This is a genomic window from Halomicrobium sp. HArcht1-1 (genome assembly GCF_058933285.1).
Genome location: NZ_JBZYDL010000001.1, coordinates 2,067,027 through 2,082,557 on the forward strand (window position 1 = coordinate 2,067,027; position 15,531 = coordinate 2,082,557).

A 15,531-nucleotide genomic window follows, 5' to 3' on the forward strand; every position below is an offset into this window, starting at 1 on the left:
CCATGCAGCGGACGAACGACCGACCGCACTGTGCGGTGTGCGACCAGCACTTCGAGAACCGAACGGCGTTGCACCGCCACGTCAAGGACGCCGGCCTGCTGTGGTAGCCTCCCGAAACGGGGGGCAACTATCCGGATCGACCCACACCGCCGAACAGCGCCGAGTGGCACTCGCGTTACTCGACCGGCAAGGCCGACGTGTCGATGCCGCCGCGACGCCCGTCGAGCACGTCGAAGCGTTCGCCGCGGCGTCGTTCGAGCCAGTAGAGCAGCCGCTCGGCCCAGTCGAGCTTGCGGCGCTTCTCGGCGGTGACCGACGGGTCGTCGAACGACCAGCCGGGGAAGACGAGCGTGGCCGCACCGAGGTGATCGGCCAGGAACGCCGCCCGGTCGCCGTCGGTGAAGCCACCGAAGTTCTCCACGCCGTCGGCGGGAGCGGCCTGGGTCGTCGGGAGGACCGCCGCCGGGTCGCATTCGGGCACCGTCGACTCGACGAGTCCGAGGTTGTCTCCGTGGGCGTGGATCGCGACCGGCGTCCCGCCGTTCGTGAGCCGGACGACTGTCTCGGCGTGTTTGTCCAGATCCGTGACCACGCAGTCGACTGCGACGCCCGTCGCCAGGAGTCGATCCGCTGCTGTCGACGCCGCGACGACCGCGTCGGCGTCGACCGCGCGGTCGATGTCGTCGTCCAGCGACGGCCCACCGCCAGCGACGGCGACCGTCTGCCCCGCCAGGTCGATCGAGTCGGGATCGAGGGTCGTGGCTCCAGCCAGCAGCGTCGCCAGTCGGTCCCTGGCCCGCTCGTCGCCAGCCCGCGGGTAGCCAAAGTCCGACAGTATCGCCTCGTAGACCGGGTTCCAGTGGTGGTAGTCCATAGCTACTGCTATCGAGTTTGTGTCAGGATAAACCGTAGTTTGAGCCGAAATGGCACGACCGTGTACCCCTACCCGGGTGCCCTTTCGGCCTTCATCCGTCCTTTCTGGGGCATTGGGTATAAGTTTTCTCTTACTATACGTCGTTTGCTATCCACTCCATTACGTCGCCGACCCGTCCGCTGTCGTCCAGCGTCGCCGCGAGACGGGTCAGCGAACGTGGTGTGCCAAAGACCACCACAGAAGACCCATCGGCGATTCGGACGTTCGTGTCGGCGGCGGCCGCTGCCAGCGACTCGCGGCCGGTGGGGTCGAGGCCGGTGATCCGGAAGGCCCTCGTCGTCCCGTCCTCGGGGTCGAAGTCGGCGTCGACTGCCTCGACGTGTCGGGCGACCTCCATGCCGTTCGTCACGTCCAGTTCCTCGACGCCGAGCGACGCCTCACGCAGGGGCGAGTCGGCGAACGCGTCGCCGATGCGGGCGGCGTCCAGCGTCTCGGCGACGTCGTGGGTCCGGACGACGTGTGCGCCGCGGTCGATCGCCATCGACGTGGCGGCCAGCGACACCGGCAGCGCGTCCTCGGTGGAGCGATCGGCGAGCGATCGCAGGAAGTTCTTGCGGTTGATCGAGACCAGAATCGGCCGATCCAGTGCTCGAAACTCCCGCAGCCGCCGGAACGTCTCTCGGTCGTTCGCGAGCGTCTTCGCCTCGGACCAGCCGCCGAAGGCGGGGTCGACGATCGTCTTGTCCGTCAGCCCGTTTTGCCCCAGGGCCTCGTACACCTGATCGACGTAGTCGGCCTGCTGGGCCCACGACGAGGACTTGCGCGCCGCCCAGTCGGTCTCCTCGACGGCTCCCGGTCGTTCGAGGTTCGGCGGACTGGCCATCTTGCCGACCGCGACGTCGTACTCCCGGCAGATCCGTGGCATCTCCGGGTCGGCGAAGCCACAGATGTCGTTGACCATGTCGAAACCCGCTTCGATGGCCGCCTCGGCGACCTCGTGATAGCGCGTCTCGATCGAGAAGATCGCGTCGCCGCTCACCGACTCCATGGTCTGGATTGCCGTGTCGAGCCGGTCGAGTTCCTGTTCGGCCGAGAGCACGTCGAAGCGCTTGTTGGCCGACTCCAGGCCCACGTCTACGATGTCCGCGCCCTCGCCGACGAGTTCCTCGTCGACGTAGGCGGCCGCTTCGTCGTGGTCGTCGAACACGCTGGGGTCGTACGGCGACTCCCGGCTGACGTTGAGCACACCCATGATCCGTGTGGGGTAGTCGTCACCGATCCCGAGTCCGGCGGCGTCGACGTTCTGCATAGCCCAACTGAGGCTTCACCACGCAAAAACGGCCCGCTTGCGGCGGTCCGTTCACACCGTCAGACTCGCTCGCCGATCGGTCGCCGGAGCCCCGTTACTCCCCGAAGATGTCCGATACGTCCACGTCCGTCCGTGCCCGGGTTCCACCGGGCAGTCGTTCGCCACACTCCCGGCAGAAGTCGTACCCGGCCGTGTTCTCGGTCCCACAGGACGAACACAGCCCGGGATATCGCGAGTGGTCGGCCTGGAGCAGGCTCGAATACTGCGCCGGCAACACCGGGCGACCGCCGCGCTGGGGCTGTCTGCTGGCTCGCCGCCGCCACAGCACGACGGCGGTCAGTCCAGCGAGAAGCGCCAGTCCGGCCCAGAGCGGGTCCATACGTCTACGTTGGCGTTCGGTCAGAATAAGCACTGTGCCGACGACAGTCGGCATCGCGCCGCTTTTATCCGCGCCCGGCAAACGCCCCACATGGGCAAGGTCAACATCGGACTCCGAGGTTGGCGCTTCGACGAGGACGAGGTCTTCGACGACGACGGCCGCGTCAGGCCGCTCGGGACGATGGAGGATGACACGAAGGCGCGCGTGCTGCGGCTGACAGAACGGCTCTCGGACCCCTGTGACGCCTGCTGGCTCCAGTACGGACAGGACGACCCCCAGCAGTGCTCGCCGGCCGAGGTGATCTACGGCGAACCTCGCGGCGAGGTGATCCTCTGTCGGGACCACGAGACCGACTTCGTCTACTGGTTCCGCGAGGTCGCCGACGAGGAGCTGATCGGGACCCGAGACCTGCAAGACGCGTTCCACGGCTGGTTCGCCGACGGCGGCCGCGCCCCGGAGGGGTACGCGGGCGTCGAACACGTCGACGAGGATCCCGAGGGCGTCCCCGAGACGCCGGACCCCCACGAGGAACTGCCCGGCATCGAAGAGGAGATCGAGCGCATCGACGACGAGGACCTGGACGCGCTCGACATCGACCTAGACGACCTCGACGTATGAGTTCGGTCGCTGTCGCCGTCGTCGACGCCGAGACGCCGGGCAACGTCGGGACGATCGCTCGCTCGATGAAGAACTTCGGCCTCGACGAGCTACTGCTGATCGATCCGCCCGACCTCCCCCGCGAGAGCGAGGCCTACGGCTACGCCGGACAGGCCCGCGAGGACATTCTCCCCGAGGCCCGAGAGATCTCGTTCGACGAACTCGTCAGCGAGTACCACACCGTCGGCTGTACCGCGATCACGAACGAAGACGGGAGCAAGCACGTCCGGTACCCCTTCGTGACGCCCCGAGACCTCGCCGACGACCTGGCTGGCCTCGACGCCGACACCGCGATCGTGTTCGGCCGCGAGCGGGTCGGGCTCACCAACGACGAGATCGAACGCCTCGATCAGGTCTGTTCGATCCCCGCCAGCGAGGAGTACCCCGTGCTCAACCTCGGGCAGGCGGCGACGATCGTCCTCTACGAGCTGCGGTCACTGACCGTCGAGGACACCCAGCTTCCGGACCCGACCCACGACCGGGCCGCCCAGCCGGAGATCGAGGGACTCCACGAGCAGTTCGCCGGCTTCCTCGACGCGATCGACCACCCCGAGGAGAAACGGGCGAAGACGAGGCGGCTGTTCCAGCGACTGATCGGCCGCGCACACCCGACTGGCCGCGAGACGACGACGTTGCGAGGGCTGTTCCGACAGGCGAGCCAGCGGCTCTCGGACGAGGAGTGACGCCGACCGCGGCCGTCTACGACGGTGCCTGCTGTCCGGTCTCTTCGAGGACGCCGTAGGTGTCACGCAGGTAGCGAAACACGTCCCGGGAGATCGAGGGCTCGTATGTCCAGAACCCCTCGTAGACCTCCGGATCGGTCTCGCGGACGACGAGCGTGCCCGTCCGGTCCGTGCGGCCGTCCCCGTCGTACGTGACGAACCAGGACTCTTCGATCTCGGTCGAGGAGTCGGGATGGACCGTCACGTTCGGGCGGTCGACGGTCGGCACGACGTCTGGGACGCCGTAGATGTGTACGTCGACGCCCGCGTCGGCGATCCGGTGCATCACCCGCCGCGATCGCTGGCTCTCCCAGTAGCGCGAGAGGTGCTGGAAGCCCGCGAGCAACTGGCCGCCGCCGGTCTGCCAGGCCGTCATCTCGATGGCCGTGCTGGCGTCGATCAGGAACTGCTTCTCGACGCCGCGCGCGCCGAAGACCCGCTCGTGGAGCGCTTCAAGCACGTCCGGACCGCGGCGGGTCGCGAACGGATCGTCGTCCGCGTTGGCGGTCTCGACACCGCTTGCCAGCTGTGAGAGCGGCGACGACGCCATCTGGACCGGGCCGCGATGCAAGAGCGCCACGTCTCTGGGGTTCTCGGCCGCCAGCTCCGTCTCGCGAACGTCGATGTCGAGATCCTCGAAGAACTCCCGGACGGTTTCGAGCCGGTCGTCCGGGCTCTCACGGTTGCAGACGGTCAGCGTCGGCCGGTCGCTGTCGACCTGTGCGATCAGTTCCGCCAGCGAGTCGAACGCCAGGTCCGTCGTCGCGCCGGTCGGTTCGGAGGTGCCGGAGGCCGGCGTCGCCGGCTGGGGAACGCCGAGTTCGCTCCGGGGCGCGGTCGAGATGGGGACGGACGACCACTGTTGTCCGCCGTCGAGGCCCTCGATGCGGACTTCGAGACCGTCGGTGCCCTCCCTGGTGTAGACGACGCCGTCGACCAGCGCCTCGACCTGGCCCAGGTCCGTCTTGCTGAAGGAGTTCTCGTGTGCCGTCAGCACGGCGAACCCCGATCGCTCCTCGACTAGCCGTGACAGCGAGTGGACGAACCGGATCGTCTGATCGACGTCGGCGTTGAGCGCCAGCGTCGTCAGCGAGAGGACGCCGATTCGATCGACGCTGCCGTCCCGGCCCTCGCCGAGCGTGTCGAGGAGGTCCAGGACGGCACTCCCGACGTTGCCAAGCTCTGCCGGCATCGACACGTGGCGGGTCCACTCGTTGTCCGCCGTCTCGCCGTAGGCGTCGCCGGCCGAGTCGACGATGCCGACCGCCGGTGACACACCGTCCAGCGCGCTCTCGTACTCGGCGCGCAGGGCGGCCGTGCTGCTGTCCGTCGAGACGAGCACGGTCGTATCGTCGTCGGTGGCCCCGTCGGCGAGGAGTCTGAGTGCGAGTCGTCGCTTGCCCGCCATCGGCGGGCCGACGCACAGCAGCGTCGTCCCACCGGGGACGGAATCGATTGGCAGGCGGTCCCCGGTGCGTACCATGCACAAACCTATGACGCCCAGTGTATACAAAACCCACGGTCAAGGTACCGGGCGAACCGCTGCTAAGCCGCGGAATACGCTGGTTTACGCCCGCTTCTGGATCTCTTCTCGCAGCACGTCACTGACCACGTCGCCGTCGGCTTTCCCGCGGAGTTCTCCCATGCACTCGCCCATCAGCGCCGAGAACGCGCCCATACCTTCCTCGGCCACCTGCTCGGCGTGGCGCTCGACGACCGTCGAGACGGCCTCTCGGACCTCGTCCTCGCCGGCACTGCCCAGCCCGGCCGCCTCGGCGGCCTCGGCCGCGTCCATGCCGGGGTCCGCTGCCAGAGCCGTCAACAGTTCCGGCACGCCCTCTTTGGCCAGTTCGCCGTCGGCGACCAGCTCCAGCGTCGCCCGGAAGTGGTCGTCGGTGAGGTGCGCGACGGGCACGTCGTCCCGGCGCAGTTCCGTCACCGTCGACTCCAGCGTCTGTGCGGCGAGGGTCGCGTCCACGCCCCGGTCGACGGCGTCCTCGAACAGCCGCCAGCGCTGGCCGTACGCGACCTGCTCGGCCAGCCCGGCGTCGAGGCCGAACTCGGACTGGTAGCGGTCGACCTTCTCGGTCAGCAGCTCCGGCGTCTCGACCTCGCTCTCGTCGGGGGTCACCGGCGGCACGTCCGTCTCGGGGTACATCCGCGCCGCGCCCGGGAGCGGACGGAGGTACCGAGACGTGGCGTCGTCGTTGGCGTCCCGGGTCTCCTCGGGCACCCGGTCGAGGGCAGTCTCGGCGCGCTCGGCCGCGGCGTCGATGGCCAGTTGTGCGGTCTCGGGGTCGTCGGCGACGATGGCGACGGCATCTTCCGGGTCGGCGTCGACGGCCTCGCGCAGTGCGTCGACCTCCTCGTCGGTGACGCCGTAGGCCGGCAGTTCGTCGGTGTGGAAGATGCCACCGGCTCCGTGGCGCTTGGCGTGGTCGGAGAGCTCCGTCCCGAGCCGACGGTCCGGCTGGATCTCGCGGCCGACCAGGCCGTCGAAGCCAGCGAGTCGGACGGCTTGCACGACGCCGCCATCGTCCAGTGCGCCAGCGATGACCCCCGAGTCCGTCTCTTCGAAGAGATCGGTCACGTCGCGGGGCTCGCCGACGCCCGCTCCGCGTTCGTTCAGTTCGTCCCTGATGTCGAGCAGTTCGACCTGGCGACGGACCTCGTTGCGGACGATGTCGTCGATGTCGTCGAGACTCTGGACGCCCTTGAGTTCGATCCGGGCCCCGTCGGCGATCGAGACGTTCACGTCCTGGCGGATCGTCCCCAGTCCGCGCTTGACCTGTCCGGTCGAGCGCAACAGCATTCCGATTTGTTCGGCCGCCTCACGGGCCTGGGCCGGCGATCGGATGTCGGGCTTGGTGCCGATCTCGACCAGCGGGATCCCCAGTCGATCGAGCGAGAAGCGCACGCCAGCGTCGGTCTCCTCGACGCGCTGGGCCGACTCCTCTTCGAGCAGCATGTCCTCGATCCCGACCGGCCCCTCGCTGGTCGAGATCTCGCCGTCGTTGGCGACCAGCATCGAGCGCTGGAACCCCGAGGTGTTCGAGCCGTCGATGACGATCTTGCGCATCACGTGGACCTGATCCGCGACGTTCATGTCAAGTAGCTGGGCGATCTCCAGGGCCACGTCCATCGCCTCGCGGTCGACGCGGTGTGGCGGCTCGTCGTCTTCCTCGACGAGACAGGTCGTGTCGTAGGCCAGATACTCGAACTCCCGGTCGACCATGCTCTCTTCGAGCGCGGCCTCGTCGATCTCGCCGAGTTCGCTCTTCGTCGGGTGGAGATAACGAGTCAGCGATCGCGTCGACTCCTCGGGTTCGCGAACCCGAGTCGGACACTGACAGAACAGTTTCGTCGCCGTGTCGAGTTGCTGGTGGATCTCCAGACCGGCCACCAGTCCGAGTTCCTCGTAGTCGTACTCAGTCATTAGTGGGCGGTCCGAGCCCCACCCGCAAAAAACGCACCGTTGTCGCCCGGTCCGGGACCGAGCGGCCGCCGGGTGGTGGGTGTCACTTTTGATCGTCGAGCCCGTGATACGGATATGGACCGCAGGCTCGTCGCCGTTCTCACGGCGGTACTTCTGGCGGGCTGTGGCGGCATCGCGACCTCGGACGGCGGCACCGAGACGCTCACGCCGGCTCCGGTTCCGGAGCCGGCCGACGCCACGACCGAGACCGGGACACTCCCGCCGGGCGTCACCGGGAACGGCGTCGTAGACGTAGACGAACTCACCGCCGCACACCAGCGCGCGACGGCCGACCAGTCCTACACCCTCACGACGGAGCGGTCGACGAGTCGCGAGACGGTCAACGAGACCCTCGACACGCGACAGGTCGTCCGGGTCGCCAACGAGTCGACGTACGCTTACTGGACGAACGAGCGCGTCGTCTGGGACGAGAGTCGGGCTCACTACTTCGACAACTACTCCGAGTTCCAGGACCCCGACGGCCGGTACGTCCGCTACACCGAACTGGACGGCGAGACCCGACAGCGCAAACTCGGCGCGACGGCCCCGCGTCCCAGACTCGACCGGGAGGCGACGGTCGCCATCGAGCGGTTCCTGACCATCGACAACGCGACCGTCAGCGTCCGCCGCGACGACGGCGAGCGCCACTACGAACTACGCGGCGAACAGCGAACCTTCGTCACCGAGCGCCCGATCCGGAACGTCTCGGTCAGCGCGGTGATCAGACACGACGGACTCGTGCGGTCGCTCTCGGTGCAGTACTGGCGGGGCAACAGCGACTGGGGCGAGTTCGTCCGCTACTCGTTCGCGTACGAACGGCTCGGCACGACGACCGTCGAGAAGCCGGCGTGGGTCCGAGCGGGCGAGGACTGAGACGGACGAATGGTGGTTTGCCGGCGATCAAACGCCTCGCTGGCTACTCTCTGTCCCCCTCTTGGACAAGACCAGTGCTCGGCGATCAAACGCCTCGCTGGCTACTCTCTGTCCCCCTCTTGGACAAGACCAGTGCTCGGCGATCAAACGCCTCGCTGGCTACTCTCTGTCCCCCTCTTGGACAAGACCAGTGCTCGGCGATCAAACGCCTCGCTGGCTACTCTTTGTCCTCCTCTTGGACAAGACCAGTACTCGGCGATCAAACGCCTCGTTGGCTACTCTTGTCCAAGAATCACTCGCTCCGTCATCTTCGCCGGATCGAGCACCTCGTCGGCCTCGGACTCCGAGAGGTACCCCTCCTCGACGACGACCTCCTTGACGGTCTTGTCTTCTTCGAGGGCCTGCTTTGCGACCTTGCTGGCCTTGTCGTAGCCGATCGCCGGGTTGAGCGCCGTCGCCAGCGCCATCGACTGCTGGACCCGCTCGGCGCAGTGCTCGCGGTCGGCTTCGAGTTTGGCGACGAACTTCTCGGCGAAGACCTCGCTGCCGTTGGCGATGAGACGCGCCGACTGGAGGAAGTTGTTGGCCAGGACCGGCTTGTAGAGGTTGAGGTCGATCTGGCCCTCGGCAGCGCCGGCAGAGATGGCGGCGTCGTTGCCGACGACCTGCTTGTGAACCTGGTTGACGGCCTCGGCGACGACGGGGTTGATCTTGCCGGGCATGATCGAAGAGCCGGGCTGGTTCTCGGGCTGGTCGATCTCGCCGAGGCCGTTGCGCGGGCCGGAGGCGAGCAGTCGGAGGTCGTTGGCGATCTTGTTGAGGCTGCCGGCGACGGTCCGGAGCGCGCCGTGGGCCTCGCTCATGGCGTCGTGGGCCGCCTGGGCCTCGAAGTGGTTGTCGGCCTCCCGGAAGTCGATTCCCGTCTCCTCGCTGATGTACTCGGCGGCGCTGGCGGGGAACTCGGGGTGGGTGTTCAGCCCGGTGCCGACGGCGGTGCCCCCAAGCGCCAGCTCCGAGAGGTGGTCGCGCGTGTGCTTGACGCGAGTGATGCCCTTCTCGATCTGAGCGCGATAGCCAGAGAACTCCTGGCCCAGCGTGATCGGCGTCGCGTCCTGGAGGTGGGTGCGGCCGGTCTTGACTACGTCGTCGAACGCCGACTCTTTGTCCGCCAGAGCGTCACGCAGGGTCGACAGCGCGGGCAGTACGTCTTTCTCGACGGCTTCGAGAGCGGCGACGTGCATCGCCGTCGGGATCACGTCGTTGCTGGACTGGCCGTAGTTGACGTGGTCGTTGGGGTGGATCGCTCGCGTCCCGATCTCGCCGCCCGAGAGTTCGGTCGCGCGGTTGGCGATGACCTCGTTGGCGTTCATGTTCGAGGACGTTCCCGATCCCGTCTGGAACACGTCGACGGGGAACTGGTCGTCGTGCTCACCGGCGATCACTTCGTCGGCGGCCTCGACGATGTAGCCCGCGGTCTCGGCGTCGACCGTCCCCAGGTCCTCGTTGGCCTGTGCGGCGGCTTTCTTGACGATGCCCAGCGCTCGGACGAAGCGTCGACCGAAGGTCTCCTCCGAGATCGGGAAGTTCTCGACCGCGCGCTGGGTCTGTGCGCCCCAGTACGCGTCGGCCGGCACCTGCATCTCTCCGAGGCTGTCGCGTTCGGTCCGGAACTCGTCGCTCATGACACGTGGAACCTCGCCCCGGTCGTCGTAAAACCCACCGCTTCGGTCGACGGATCGTCTCGGCTCTGTGACACGGCCGCCGGGATTATGGGGTCGGGCGACGACGACGCGACACGAACGTCACCGAACAGACCGCGAAGACCCAATCGAAGTTTCGACGGTAAACGACTGGACCGATGAACCACGTCACGCTGGCATCCGACGACGGAGACCGTCCACTGGCGGCACTGTCTCGCAACAGACTCGCGGACGCACTGGGTGCGAGCGACATCTCGCTCAACCACTACCGAGTGCCGCCAGGTGAGCGACTGGCTGGTCTCCACGCTCACGACGATCAGGCGGAGATTTTCGTCTGTCTCGACGGGACGATGACCTTCGAGACGCTCGACGGCGAGTCCACGCTCCGAACGGGGGAAGCCGTCCGATTCGCATCCGGAGAGTTCCAGTCGGGCAAGAACGATGGGGACGCGACCGCGGCTGTACTGGCTATCGGCGCACCGCGAGACACCGACGCCCTCCGCGTTCCGGTGGCGTGTCGCTCGTGTGGCAACGACCGGACGGAGCCGAGGGTGCGAGACGGGGAGACAGTGTTGGTGTGTCCAGCGTGCGGACACGAGTCCCTCGTCGAGTGTCCCGAGTGTGGTAGCGGCGACGTGCGAGCAGAACTGGGAGAAAACGGCGAGACGCCGGTTTCTGTCTGCCAGAACTGTACAGCGACGTGGGCCGCTCGATAGGGAATTGCTGGGACACAGCACCGGGCCACAGACGCTGGTGGCAAATATCATACCAACTGGCAACAATGCACTTCTGTCAGCATATTATATATTATCTATGGGAGATACGAAAGAGTTCTACTACGAGCCAGACGACGGCGAACCGCTGAGCACGGCCGTCGTCACGGCCGTCGCAGAGGCTCACGACGAAGACGTCCTCGAACAGCAGTGGATCATCAGCGACGATATCAACGCAGACGCACTGGACGGGCTGTTTCAGGCGAAGCATCTCAAGATGACGCTCCAGTTCGAGGCAGACACGACGACCGCGACGATCATCGCAGACACGAGCGGCAATCCCGTCGTCAAGATCGAATCACATCGGTGAGCAGACGGTCCCGTCCGGACGAGTACCGTACTGCCGTCGTCTGGAGGCGCGACGACAGCGTGACACCCGAGACCACGTTTTCCGCGTCAGTTCGCGCTGCGTAGTCCGCGACCCGAGAGAGGGCAGCACTACGTCCAGTTGTCCAGCCCGGTCTGGACGACGCTCTCCTCGATGCGCTCGAAGGCGCGCGCGACCTCGTCGGCGTCGACTTCCCACTCGCCGGTGACGTACTCGCGGGCGGCGTCGAGGTCGGGGTTCACCGCCAGATCGAGGTCGTAGTCGTCGGACACCGTGGGATCGAGGAACAGCTGCCGGATGCGGTCGCCGTGTTCGACGTGTGCGTCGCGGGCGTCGAGTGCGCCCCAGAGGTCGCCGTGCTCTTTGACGAGTTTGATGGCCGTCTTCGGCCCGATTCCGTCGATGCCGGGGTTGAAGTCCGTCCCCATCAGGATCGCGGCGTCGACCAGTTGCTCCCAGGTGATTCCGTGGTGGTCCAGCGTCGCCTGGAAATCCATCAGCTCCGGGTCGCCGCTGCTGGTGAGCTGGCGCAGCGTCAGCGGCGCACCGAGCAAGAGCGCGTCGTAGTCTTCGGTACCGACGTAGTCGACGGCGTCCTGACGGGCCATGTGGGCGGCCTGGGCCTCGCCCTCTGCGGGCGCGTCGACGACCGGTACGTCGAGGGTCCGGAGGAGTTGGCGGGTCGTCGTCAGGATCGTGTCGGTCAGGCGCTGGGTCTGGGAGTCGAGTCGGGCGATCTCGGTCGTGTCGCCGCGCTCTCTGGCGGCTTCGAGTTTTTCCTCGCGCTTTTCCCGGGCCTCGCGCCGTTGCTCGACCTCGTCGTCTTTGAGTTCCGTGACGCCGCCGTCGAAGACGAAGACCGGCGTCAGGTCGTGTTCGAAGAACTTCGGGAGCCCCTGGACGACGCCGATCAGGTTCGCCACCTCGGTCCCGTCGCTGGTGGTGTACTTCTCCTCGCTGGTGAACCGGACCGTGGTCGTGAGATACCGGTAGAGCCAGTTGTGGGCGTCGACGGCGACGACGCTGTCACTCAGCTCCTCGAAGGGAACGTCTTCGAGCGACGCCAGCGATCGTAGGTCTGCGTTTCCCATCGCACCGACGTAAGTGCGAGCGGGGTTTGAATGGTGGTGGTCGGCGTCGCCGGCCCCACGCGGGATTTATTATCGTCCGGATCGGTAACGAATCGTATGGCGACAGACACACTGCGTCGCTACCAGGACCCGGAGTACACCGGCTCGAACCGGTGTCTGCCGTGTACGCTGGTCAACAGCGTCATCGGGATCCTGCTGAGTGGGGGTATCGCCGCGGTTGGGGCAACTTGGGCGACGACGGCCGTCGGCGTCGCTGGCGCGGGCGTCGTCCTCCTGCTCTCGGCCGTGAGTATCTACTTCAAGGGGTATCTCGTACCGGGAACGCCAGCGTTGACCAAGCGGTACTTCCCGCCCTGGCTGCTGGCGCTGTTCGGGAAGGAACCGGCCGGGGCCGCCTCGGGGGTCGCGAAGTCGGCGGCCGACCCCGCCGTCAGAGAGGAGACCGAAGAGCCGGCGGAGATCGACCTCGAAACGTACCTGATGGAGGCCGGCGCGCTCGAACCGTGCCGGGGCGGCGAGGACCTCTGTCTCACCGACCCGTTCCAGACCGAGTGGAACGAGGCGATCGAGCGGATTCGAGACGCGGACGTGGGGCGGGAACGCCTGCCGGCGCTGCTCGACACCACGGCCGAGGAAGTGACCGTCGAAGAGCACGGCTCGGCGTTTCGTGCCCGCGTCGACGGCCAGTACGTCGGTACCTGGGAGTCCCGCGGGGCTTTCGTCGCCGACATCGCCGCGGCGGAGGTGCTGGGCGAGTGGCTCGACGACTGGGCGAGCGTCCCCGTCACGCACCGGGGCCAGCTGCTCAACGGTCTCAGGCTCTTCCTGACGACGTGTCCCTCGTGTGGCGGCGACCTCGCCTTCGGCACCGACACCGTCGAGTCCTGTTGTACGACCCACGAAGTGGCCGCCGTCTCCTGTGAGGACTGCGAGACGCGAGTCTTCGAGTCGGATCCGGTCGACTGACGAACGCTCGTGGTCCGACCGGCCCAGCACGGCGACGAGAGAGCGTGTCGGCGTCTCGCGAACGGTCAGGAACCGCCAGATGCCGGGACGGCGACCGTCGCCGGTGGATCGGCACCGCGACGGTCGTCGAGAAAGGCGACTTCTTTGGAACTGAGGTCACGTTCGCGGTAGCGTTCGAGACCGGCCCGGTAGCGCGCTGGCGACCGGTCGCCGGGCCACGCGAGCACGAGTTCGGCGATACCGGTCGTCTCGCCGGTGTAGGCAAAGCCCGCGCGGTAGCCGGCCTCGTAGGCGAATGGGTTGTTGACGGCGATCCGAAGCGAGGCGTACCCGCGGTCGGCGGCCCGAGCGCGCGTAAACGAGAGCAGTCTGGGGCCGATTCCCTCGCCGCGGCGATCCTCGCAGACCGTGACGTAGCGCAGCCAGAGAGTCGTCTCGTCGGTGCGGTCCTCGTTGAACGCGACTGCGGCGACGATCTCGCCGTCCTCGCGTGCGACGGCCTTGCCGGTGGCCGACATGACGAACTTGCCCGCGTAGCTGAACGTCCGGTAGTCCAGTTCGAGCGTCGGCCCGTCCGGCGGCCACCCCAGCAGGACGAACTCCATACCGACACCTCGGCGGGGATGCGAAAGAGTCCGGCGGTCCGGGGCGGCTACAGGTCCCGCGAACGGTGGATGTTCCGGAGCGTGCCGCCACACTCCTCGCAGGTTCGGTCGGTCGTCGACTGCTGGCGCTGGCCACAGTCGAAACATTCGTACAATTCTTTCTCTGTCGTCGTAGTGCTCGGGCGCATATTCGCCCATACGTGTCCCAATCTAATACCTTCGTCCCTAAAATACATTATATGATACATATTCGAGAACGGCGAGGATCGAACGCACGGTCACGTTCGACGACACGGTCAAGCGTCTGGGCCGAGACGGGCCGGTATGCACGGCGATGCCGCGGTCTTCGATCGGTTCGCCTGGGCGTACGACCGCCTGATGCCGTCGGCGGACGCGGGTGCGCTCGCGGCCGGACTCGCCGAGGCCGACAGAGACGTGGACCGCGTCGTCGACGTAGCCGGCGGCAGCGGTCGCGGACTCAGAGCGGTCTCGGCCGGTGATCGACTCGTCGTCGACGCCGCGCGTGGGATGCTCCGGCAGGCCACGCGCCACGGGCTGGCGACCGTCCAGGGCGACGCGGCGACGCTGCCACTCGCAGACGACAGCGCCGACGCAGTGACCATCGTCGACGCGCTGCACCACCTCCCGGACCGAAACGGTGCGCTCCGCGAGGCCGGGCGCGTGCTCGCACCGGGTGGAGTCCTCGTGGTGGCAGACTTCGACCCGTCGACGATCAGGGGGCGAGGGCTGGTCGCGGCAGAACACCTGGTCGGCTTCGCCTCTCGCTTCGACACGCCCCAGCAACTCCACCGACGGATGGCCGACGCGGGGCTGGAGCCGGTGATCGTCGAAGACGGGTTCGGCTACGTCGTCGCTGGCATTTGCTCGACGGCGTGACGAAACGGGAGAACAAAGACGATGGAACTCCGAGACGGAGGTATGTCAGTCTCCTCGTCGGTCGGCCGGCGCGTTGATCCGGAACTGTCGATGGTCCTGCTCGCGCTGGGAGACGTGCTGGCGGTGACGATCTTCGTCGGCATCGGCGAGATCACCCACGGCGTCGACCCGATCGCACAGCCCGGTCGCGTCGCGGGGACGCTCGCGCCGTTCCTGATCGGACTCGCCGTCGTCACCCTCGGTGGCGGGCTCTACACGCGAGACGCGATCAGGTCACCGGGGCGGGCGGTCTCGCTGATCGTGCCGGCGTGGATCGTGGCAGTCGTCGTCGCCCAGTTGCTTCGGGCGACGGCCGTCTTCCCCGGCAACGCCGCGATTACGTTCGCGATCGTCTCGGCGATCGTCGGGGGAGTCCTGTTGCTCGTGTGGCGTGCCATCGCGTCGGTAGTGCTCTGATACCGCCGGCTGTCACGGTCGTCGCCACGCCGTAGCGCCGAGCGACGACACAGCGGTCGCTCGACAGTGTGCGTCACGAGACGGTGAGTGTGTGGAGAATCGTCCCCGATCGAAACGGTCTGTGGCCGGCGATCGGCTGGTCCCGTCGTTTCGGCGGGGACGCGTACAGCGGTGTCGTGCCCGTGGTGAGTGCCCCGTCCCGGAGGGACTGTGTGCCACGCGACCCGTCTACTGGAGCGTGCCTACGTCGAGCGCCACCGTCGACTGGATCCACGCCTGGTGGTTCTCCCGGTCGTAGATCACGAACTCGTCGTCACCGATCGTGAGTTCGGCGTATCGCCGAGTCTGCTCGTCGGTCGTGGCGTCCGTCACGTCGTCCGTGGCATTCGTGCTCATAGGTATCGAGGGGGAGCAGTAGGGTGTGCC

At 67.1% G+C, this 15,531-nt stretch carries 18 protein-coding genes; 8 read left to right on the forward strand and 10 right to left on the reverse strand.

The window, feature by feature from the left end; translation table 11 throughout:
- Positions 1-175: 175 nt before the first annotated feature.
- The 3 genes from AC5FRZ_RS10905 to AC5FRZ_RS10915 all read right to left on the reverse strand — a co-directional run bounded on the left by AC5FRZ_RS10905 (position 176) and on the right by AC5FRZ_RS10915 (position 2,562).
- On the reverse strand, positions 176-874 hold the full coding sequence (locus tag AC5FRZ_RS10905) for a 6-hydroxymethylpterin diphosphokinase MptE-like protein (RefSeq protein ID WP_372480645.1): 699 nt from the start codon (positions 872-874) through the stop codon (positions 176-178).
- A 133-nt stretch (positions 875-1,007) separates the two neighbouring features.
- The gene (gene folP, locus AC5FRZ_RS10910) at positions 1,008-2,183 is read right to left on the reverse strand and encodes a dihydropteroate synthase (RefSeq protein ID WP_493564584.1); all 1,176 of its coding nucleotides are present in this window, start codon (positions 2,181-2,183) and stop codon (positions 1,008-1,010) included.
- 94 nt (positions 2,184-2,277) lie between these two features.
- The gene (locus AC5FRZ_RS10915; protein ID WP_493564585.1) at positions 2,278-2,562 is read right to left on the reverse strand and encodes a DUF7577 domain-containing protein; all 285 of its coding nucleotides are present in this window, start codon (positions 2,560-2,562) and stop codon (positions 2,278-2,280) included.
- Between the two features lie 90 nt (positions 2,563-2,652).
- On the opposite strand from AC5FRZ_RS10915, the gene AC5FRZ_RS10920 reads away from it, so the two are divergent.
- Together AC5FRZ_RS10920 and AC5FRZ_RS10925 are read left to right on the forward strand one after the other, a co-directional pair.
- On the forward strand, positions 2,653-3,180 hold the full coding sequence (locus AC5FRZ_RS10920; RefSeq protein ID WP_493564586.1) for a DUF8114 family protein: 528 nt from the start codon (positions 2,653-2,655) through the stop codon (positions 3,178-3,180).
- Complete coding sequence (locus AC5FRZ_RS10925; protein ID WP_493564587.1) at positions 3,177-3,902, forward strand: RNA methyltransferase; 726 nt, start codon at positions 3,177-3,179, stop codon at positions 3,900-3,902. Before AC5FRZ_RS10920 ends, AC5FRZ_RS10925 begins: the two co-directional genes overlap by 4 nt.
- A gap of 16 nt (positions 3,903-3,918) precedes the next feature.
- On the opposite strand, the gene AC5FRZ_RS10930 is transcribed toward AC5FRZ_RS10925, so the two are convergent.
- Positions 3,919-5,424, reverse strand: a complete 1,506-nt coding sequence (locus AC5FRZ_RS10930; protein WP_170094776.1) for a DUF7504 family protein — start codon at positions 5,422-5,424, stop codon at positions 3,919-3,921.
- Between the two features lie 84 nt (positions 5,425-5,508).
- Positions 5,509-7,377 carry a Glu-tRNA(Gln) amidotransferase subunit GatE gene (gatE, locus tag AC5FRZ_RS10935; RefSeq protein WP_493564588.1) on the reverse strand — a complete coding sequence of 623 codons (1,869 nt, stop codon included), beginning with the start codon at positions 7,375-7,377 and terminating at the stop codon, positions 5,509-5,511.
- Between the two features lie 114 nt (positions 7,378-7,491).
- Here gatE and AC5FRZ_RS10940 point away from each other — a divergent pair, with 114 nt between their 5' ends.
- Positions 7,492-8,289, forward strand: coding sequence for a hypothetical protein (locus AC5FRZ_RS10940; protein WP_170094780.1), 798 nt, complete (start codon positions 7,492-7,494; stop codon positions 8,287-8,289).
- A gap of 275 nt (positions 8,290-8,564) precedes the next feature.
- Here the strand turns inward: AC5FRZ_RS10940 and AC5FRZ_RS10945 are convergent, their stop codons facing one another.
- A complete protein-coding gene (locus tag AC5FRZ_RS10945) occupies positions 8,565-9,971 on the reverse strand; it encodes a class II fumarate hydratase (RefSeq protein ID WP_170094782.1) in 1,407 nt (468 codons plus the stop codon).
- Positions 9,972-10,147: 176 nt separating this feature from the next.
- On the opposite strand from AC5FRZ_RS10945, the gene AC5FRZ_RS10950 reads away from it, so the two are divergent.
- A complete protein-coding gene (locus tag AC5FRZ_RS10950; RefSeq protein WP_493564589.1) occupies positions 10,148-10,705 on the forward strand; it encodes a cupin domain-containing protein in 558 nt (185 codons plus the stop codon).
- A 97-nt stretch (positions 10,706-10,802) separates the two neighbouring features.
- Positions 10,803-11,072, forward strand: a complete 270-nt coding sequence (locus AC5FRZ_RS10955; protein WP_493564590.1) for a HalOD1 output domain-containing protein — start codon at positions 10,803-10,805, stop codon at positions 11,070-11,072.
- 128 nt (positions 11,073-11,200) lie between these two features.
- Here the strand turns inward: AC5FRZ_RS10955 and fen are convergent, their stop codons facing one another.
- The gene (fen, locus tag AC5FRZ_RS10960; RefSeq protein WP_493564591.1) at positions 11,201-12,181 is read right to left on the reverse strand and encodes a flap endonuclease-1; all 981 of its coding nucleotides are present in this window, start codon (positions 12,179-12,181) and stop codon (positions 11,201-11,203) included.
- 96 nt (positions 12,182-12,277) lie between these two features.
- Here fen and AC5FRZ_RS10965 point away from each other — a divergent pair, with 96 nt between their 5' ends.
- Positions 12,278-13,147, forward strand: a complete 870-nt coding sequence (locus AC5FRZ_RS10965; protein WP_493564592.1) for a DUF8054 domain-containing protein — start codon at positions 12,278-12,280, stop codon at positions 13,145-13,147.
- Between the two features lie 65 nt (positions 13,148-13,212).
- Here the strand turns inward: AC5FRZ_RS10965 and AC5FRZ_RS10970 are convergent, their stop codons facing one another.
- A complete protein-coding gene (locus tag AC5FRZ_RS10970; RefSeq protein ID WP_493564593.1) occupies positions 13,213-13,752 on the reverse strand; it encodes a GNAT family N-acetyltransferase in 540 nt (179 codons plus the stop codon).
- A gap of 47 nt (positions 13,753-13,799) precedes the next feature.
- Positions 13,800-14,000, reverse strand: a complete 201-nt coding sequence (locus AC5FRZ_RS10975) for a rubrerythrin-like domain-containing protein (protein ID WP_493564594.1) — start codon at positions 13,998-14,000, stop codon at positions 13,800-13,802.
- A 76-nt stretch (positions 14,001-14,076) separates the two neighbouring features.
- On the opposite strand from AC5FRZ_RS10975, the gene AC5FRZ_RS10980 reads away from it, so the two are divergent.
- Both AC5FRZ_RS10980 and AC5FRZ_RS10985 read left to right on the forward strand, forming a co-directional pair.
- Positions 14,077-14,649 carry a class I SAM-dependent methyltransferase gene (locus AC5FRZ_RS10980; protein ID WP_493564595.1) on the forward strand — a complete coding sequence of 191 codons (573 nt, stop codon included), beginning with the start codon at positions 14,077-14,079 and terminating at the stop codon, positions 14,647-14,649.
- Between the two features lie 42 nt (positions 14,650-14,691).
- Complete coding sequence (locus tag AC5FRZ_RS10985) at positions 14,692-15,105, forward strand: DUF3054 domain-containing protein (RefSeq protein WP_240936975.1); 414 nt, start codon at positions 14,692-14,694, stop codon at positions 15,103-15,105.
- A gap of 228 nt (positions 15,106-15,333) precedes the next feature.
- Here AC5FRZ_RS10985 and AC5FRZ_RS10990 read toward each other — a convergent pair whose 3' ends face one another.
- The gene (locus tag AC5FRZ_RS10990; protein WP_015763732.1) at positions 15,334-15,501 is read right to left on the reverse strand and encodes a DUF7331 family protein; all 168 of its coding nucleotides are present in this window, start codon (positions 15,499-15,501) and stop codon (positions 15,334-15,336) included.
- Positions 15,502-15,531: the final 30 nt, after the last annotated feature.

What these genes read in the sequence shown, in the direction of transcription:
- AC5FRZ_RS10905 (WP_372480645.1), bottom strand. Translation starts at nt 874, where the DNA reads ATGGACTACCACCACTGGAACCCGGTCTACGAGGCGATACTGTCGGAC.
- fen (WP_493564591.1), bottom strand. Translation starts at nt 12,181, where the DNA reads ATGGGAAACGCAGACCTACGATCGCTGGCGTCGCTCGAAGACGTTCCC.
- AC5FRZ_RS10990 (WP_015763732.1), bottom strand. Translation starts at nt 15,501, where the DNA reads ATGAGCACGAATGCCACGGACGACGTGACGGACGCCACGACCGACGAG.
- AC5FRZ_RS10955 (WP_493564590.1), top strand. Translation starts at nt 10,803, where the DNA reads ATGGGAGATACGAAAGAGTTCTACTACGAGCCAGACGACGGCGAACCG.
- AC5FRZ_RS10945 (WP_170094782.1), bottom strand. Translation starts at nt 9,971, where the DNA reads ATGAGCGACGAGTTCCGGACCGAACGCGACAGCCTCGGAGAGATGCAG.
- folP (WP_493564584.1), bottom strand. Translation starts at nt 2,183, where the DNA reads ATGCAGAACGTCGACGCCGCCGGACTCGGGATCGGTGACGACTACCCC.
- gatE (WP_493564588.1), bottom strand. Translation starts at nt 7,377, where the DNA reads ATGACTGAGTACGACTACGAGGAACTCGGACTGGTGGCCGGTCTGGAG.
- AC5FRZ_RS10970 (WP_493564593.1), bottom strand. Translation starts at nt 13,752, where the DNA reads ATGGAGTTCGTCCTGCTGGGGTGGCCGCCGGACGGGCCGACGCTCGAA.
- AC5FRZ_RS10930 (WP_170094776.1), bottom strand. Translation starts at nt 5,424, where the DNA reads ATGGTACGCACCGGGGACCGCCTGCCAATCGATTCCGTCCCCGGTGGG.
- AC5FRZ_RS10950 (WP_493564589.1), top strand. Translation starts at nt 10,148, where the DNA reads ATGAACCACGTCACGCTGGCATCCGACGACGGAGACCGTCCACTGGCG.
- AC5FRZ_RS10985 (WP_240936975.1), top strand. Translation starts at nt 14,692, where the DNA reads ATGTCAGTCTCCTCGTCGGTCGGCCGGCGCGTTGATCCGGAACTGTCG.
- AC5FRZ_RS10965 (WP_493564592.1), top strand. Translation starts at nt 12,278, where the DNA reads ATGGCGACAGACACACTGCGTCGCTACCAGGACCCGGAGTACACCGGC.
- AC5FRZ_RS10940 (WP_170094780.1), top strand. Translation starts at nt 7,492, where the DNA reads ATGGACCGCAGGCTCGTCGCCGTTCTCACGGCGGTACTTCTGGCGGGC.
- AC5FRZ_RS10980 (WP_493564595.1), top strand. Translation starts at nt 14,077, where the DNA reads ATGCACGGCGATGCCGCGGTCTTCGATCGGTTCGCCTGGGCGTACGAC.
- AC5FRZ_RS10915 (WP_493564585.1), bottom strand. Translation starts at nt 2,562, where the DNA reads ATGGACCCGCTCTGGGCCGGACTGGCGCTTCTCGCTGGACTGACCGCC.
- AC5FRZ_RS10920 (WP_493564586.1), top strand. Translation starts at nt 2,653, where the DNA reads ATGGGCAAGGTCAACATCGGACTCCGAGGTTGGCGCTTCGACGAGGAC.
- AC5FRZ_RS10975 (WP_493564594.1), bottom strand. Translation starts at nt 14,000, where the DNA reads ATGTATCATATAATGTATTTTAGGGACGAAGGTATTAGATTGGGACAC.
- AC5FRZ_RS10925 (WP_493564587.1), top strand. Translation starts at nt 3,177, where the DNA reads ATGAGTTCGGTCGCTGTCGCCGTCGTCGACGCCGAGACGCCGGGCAAC.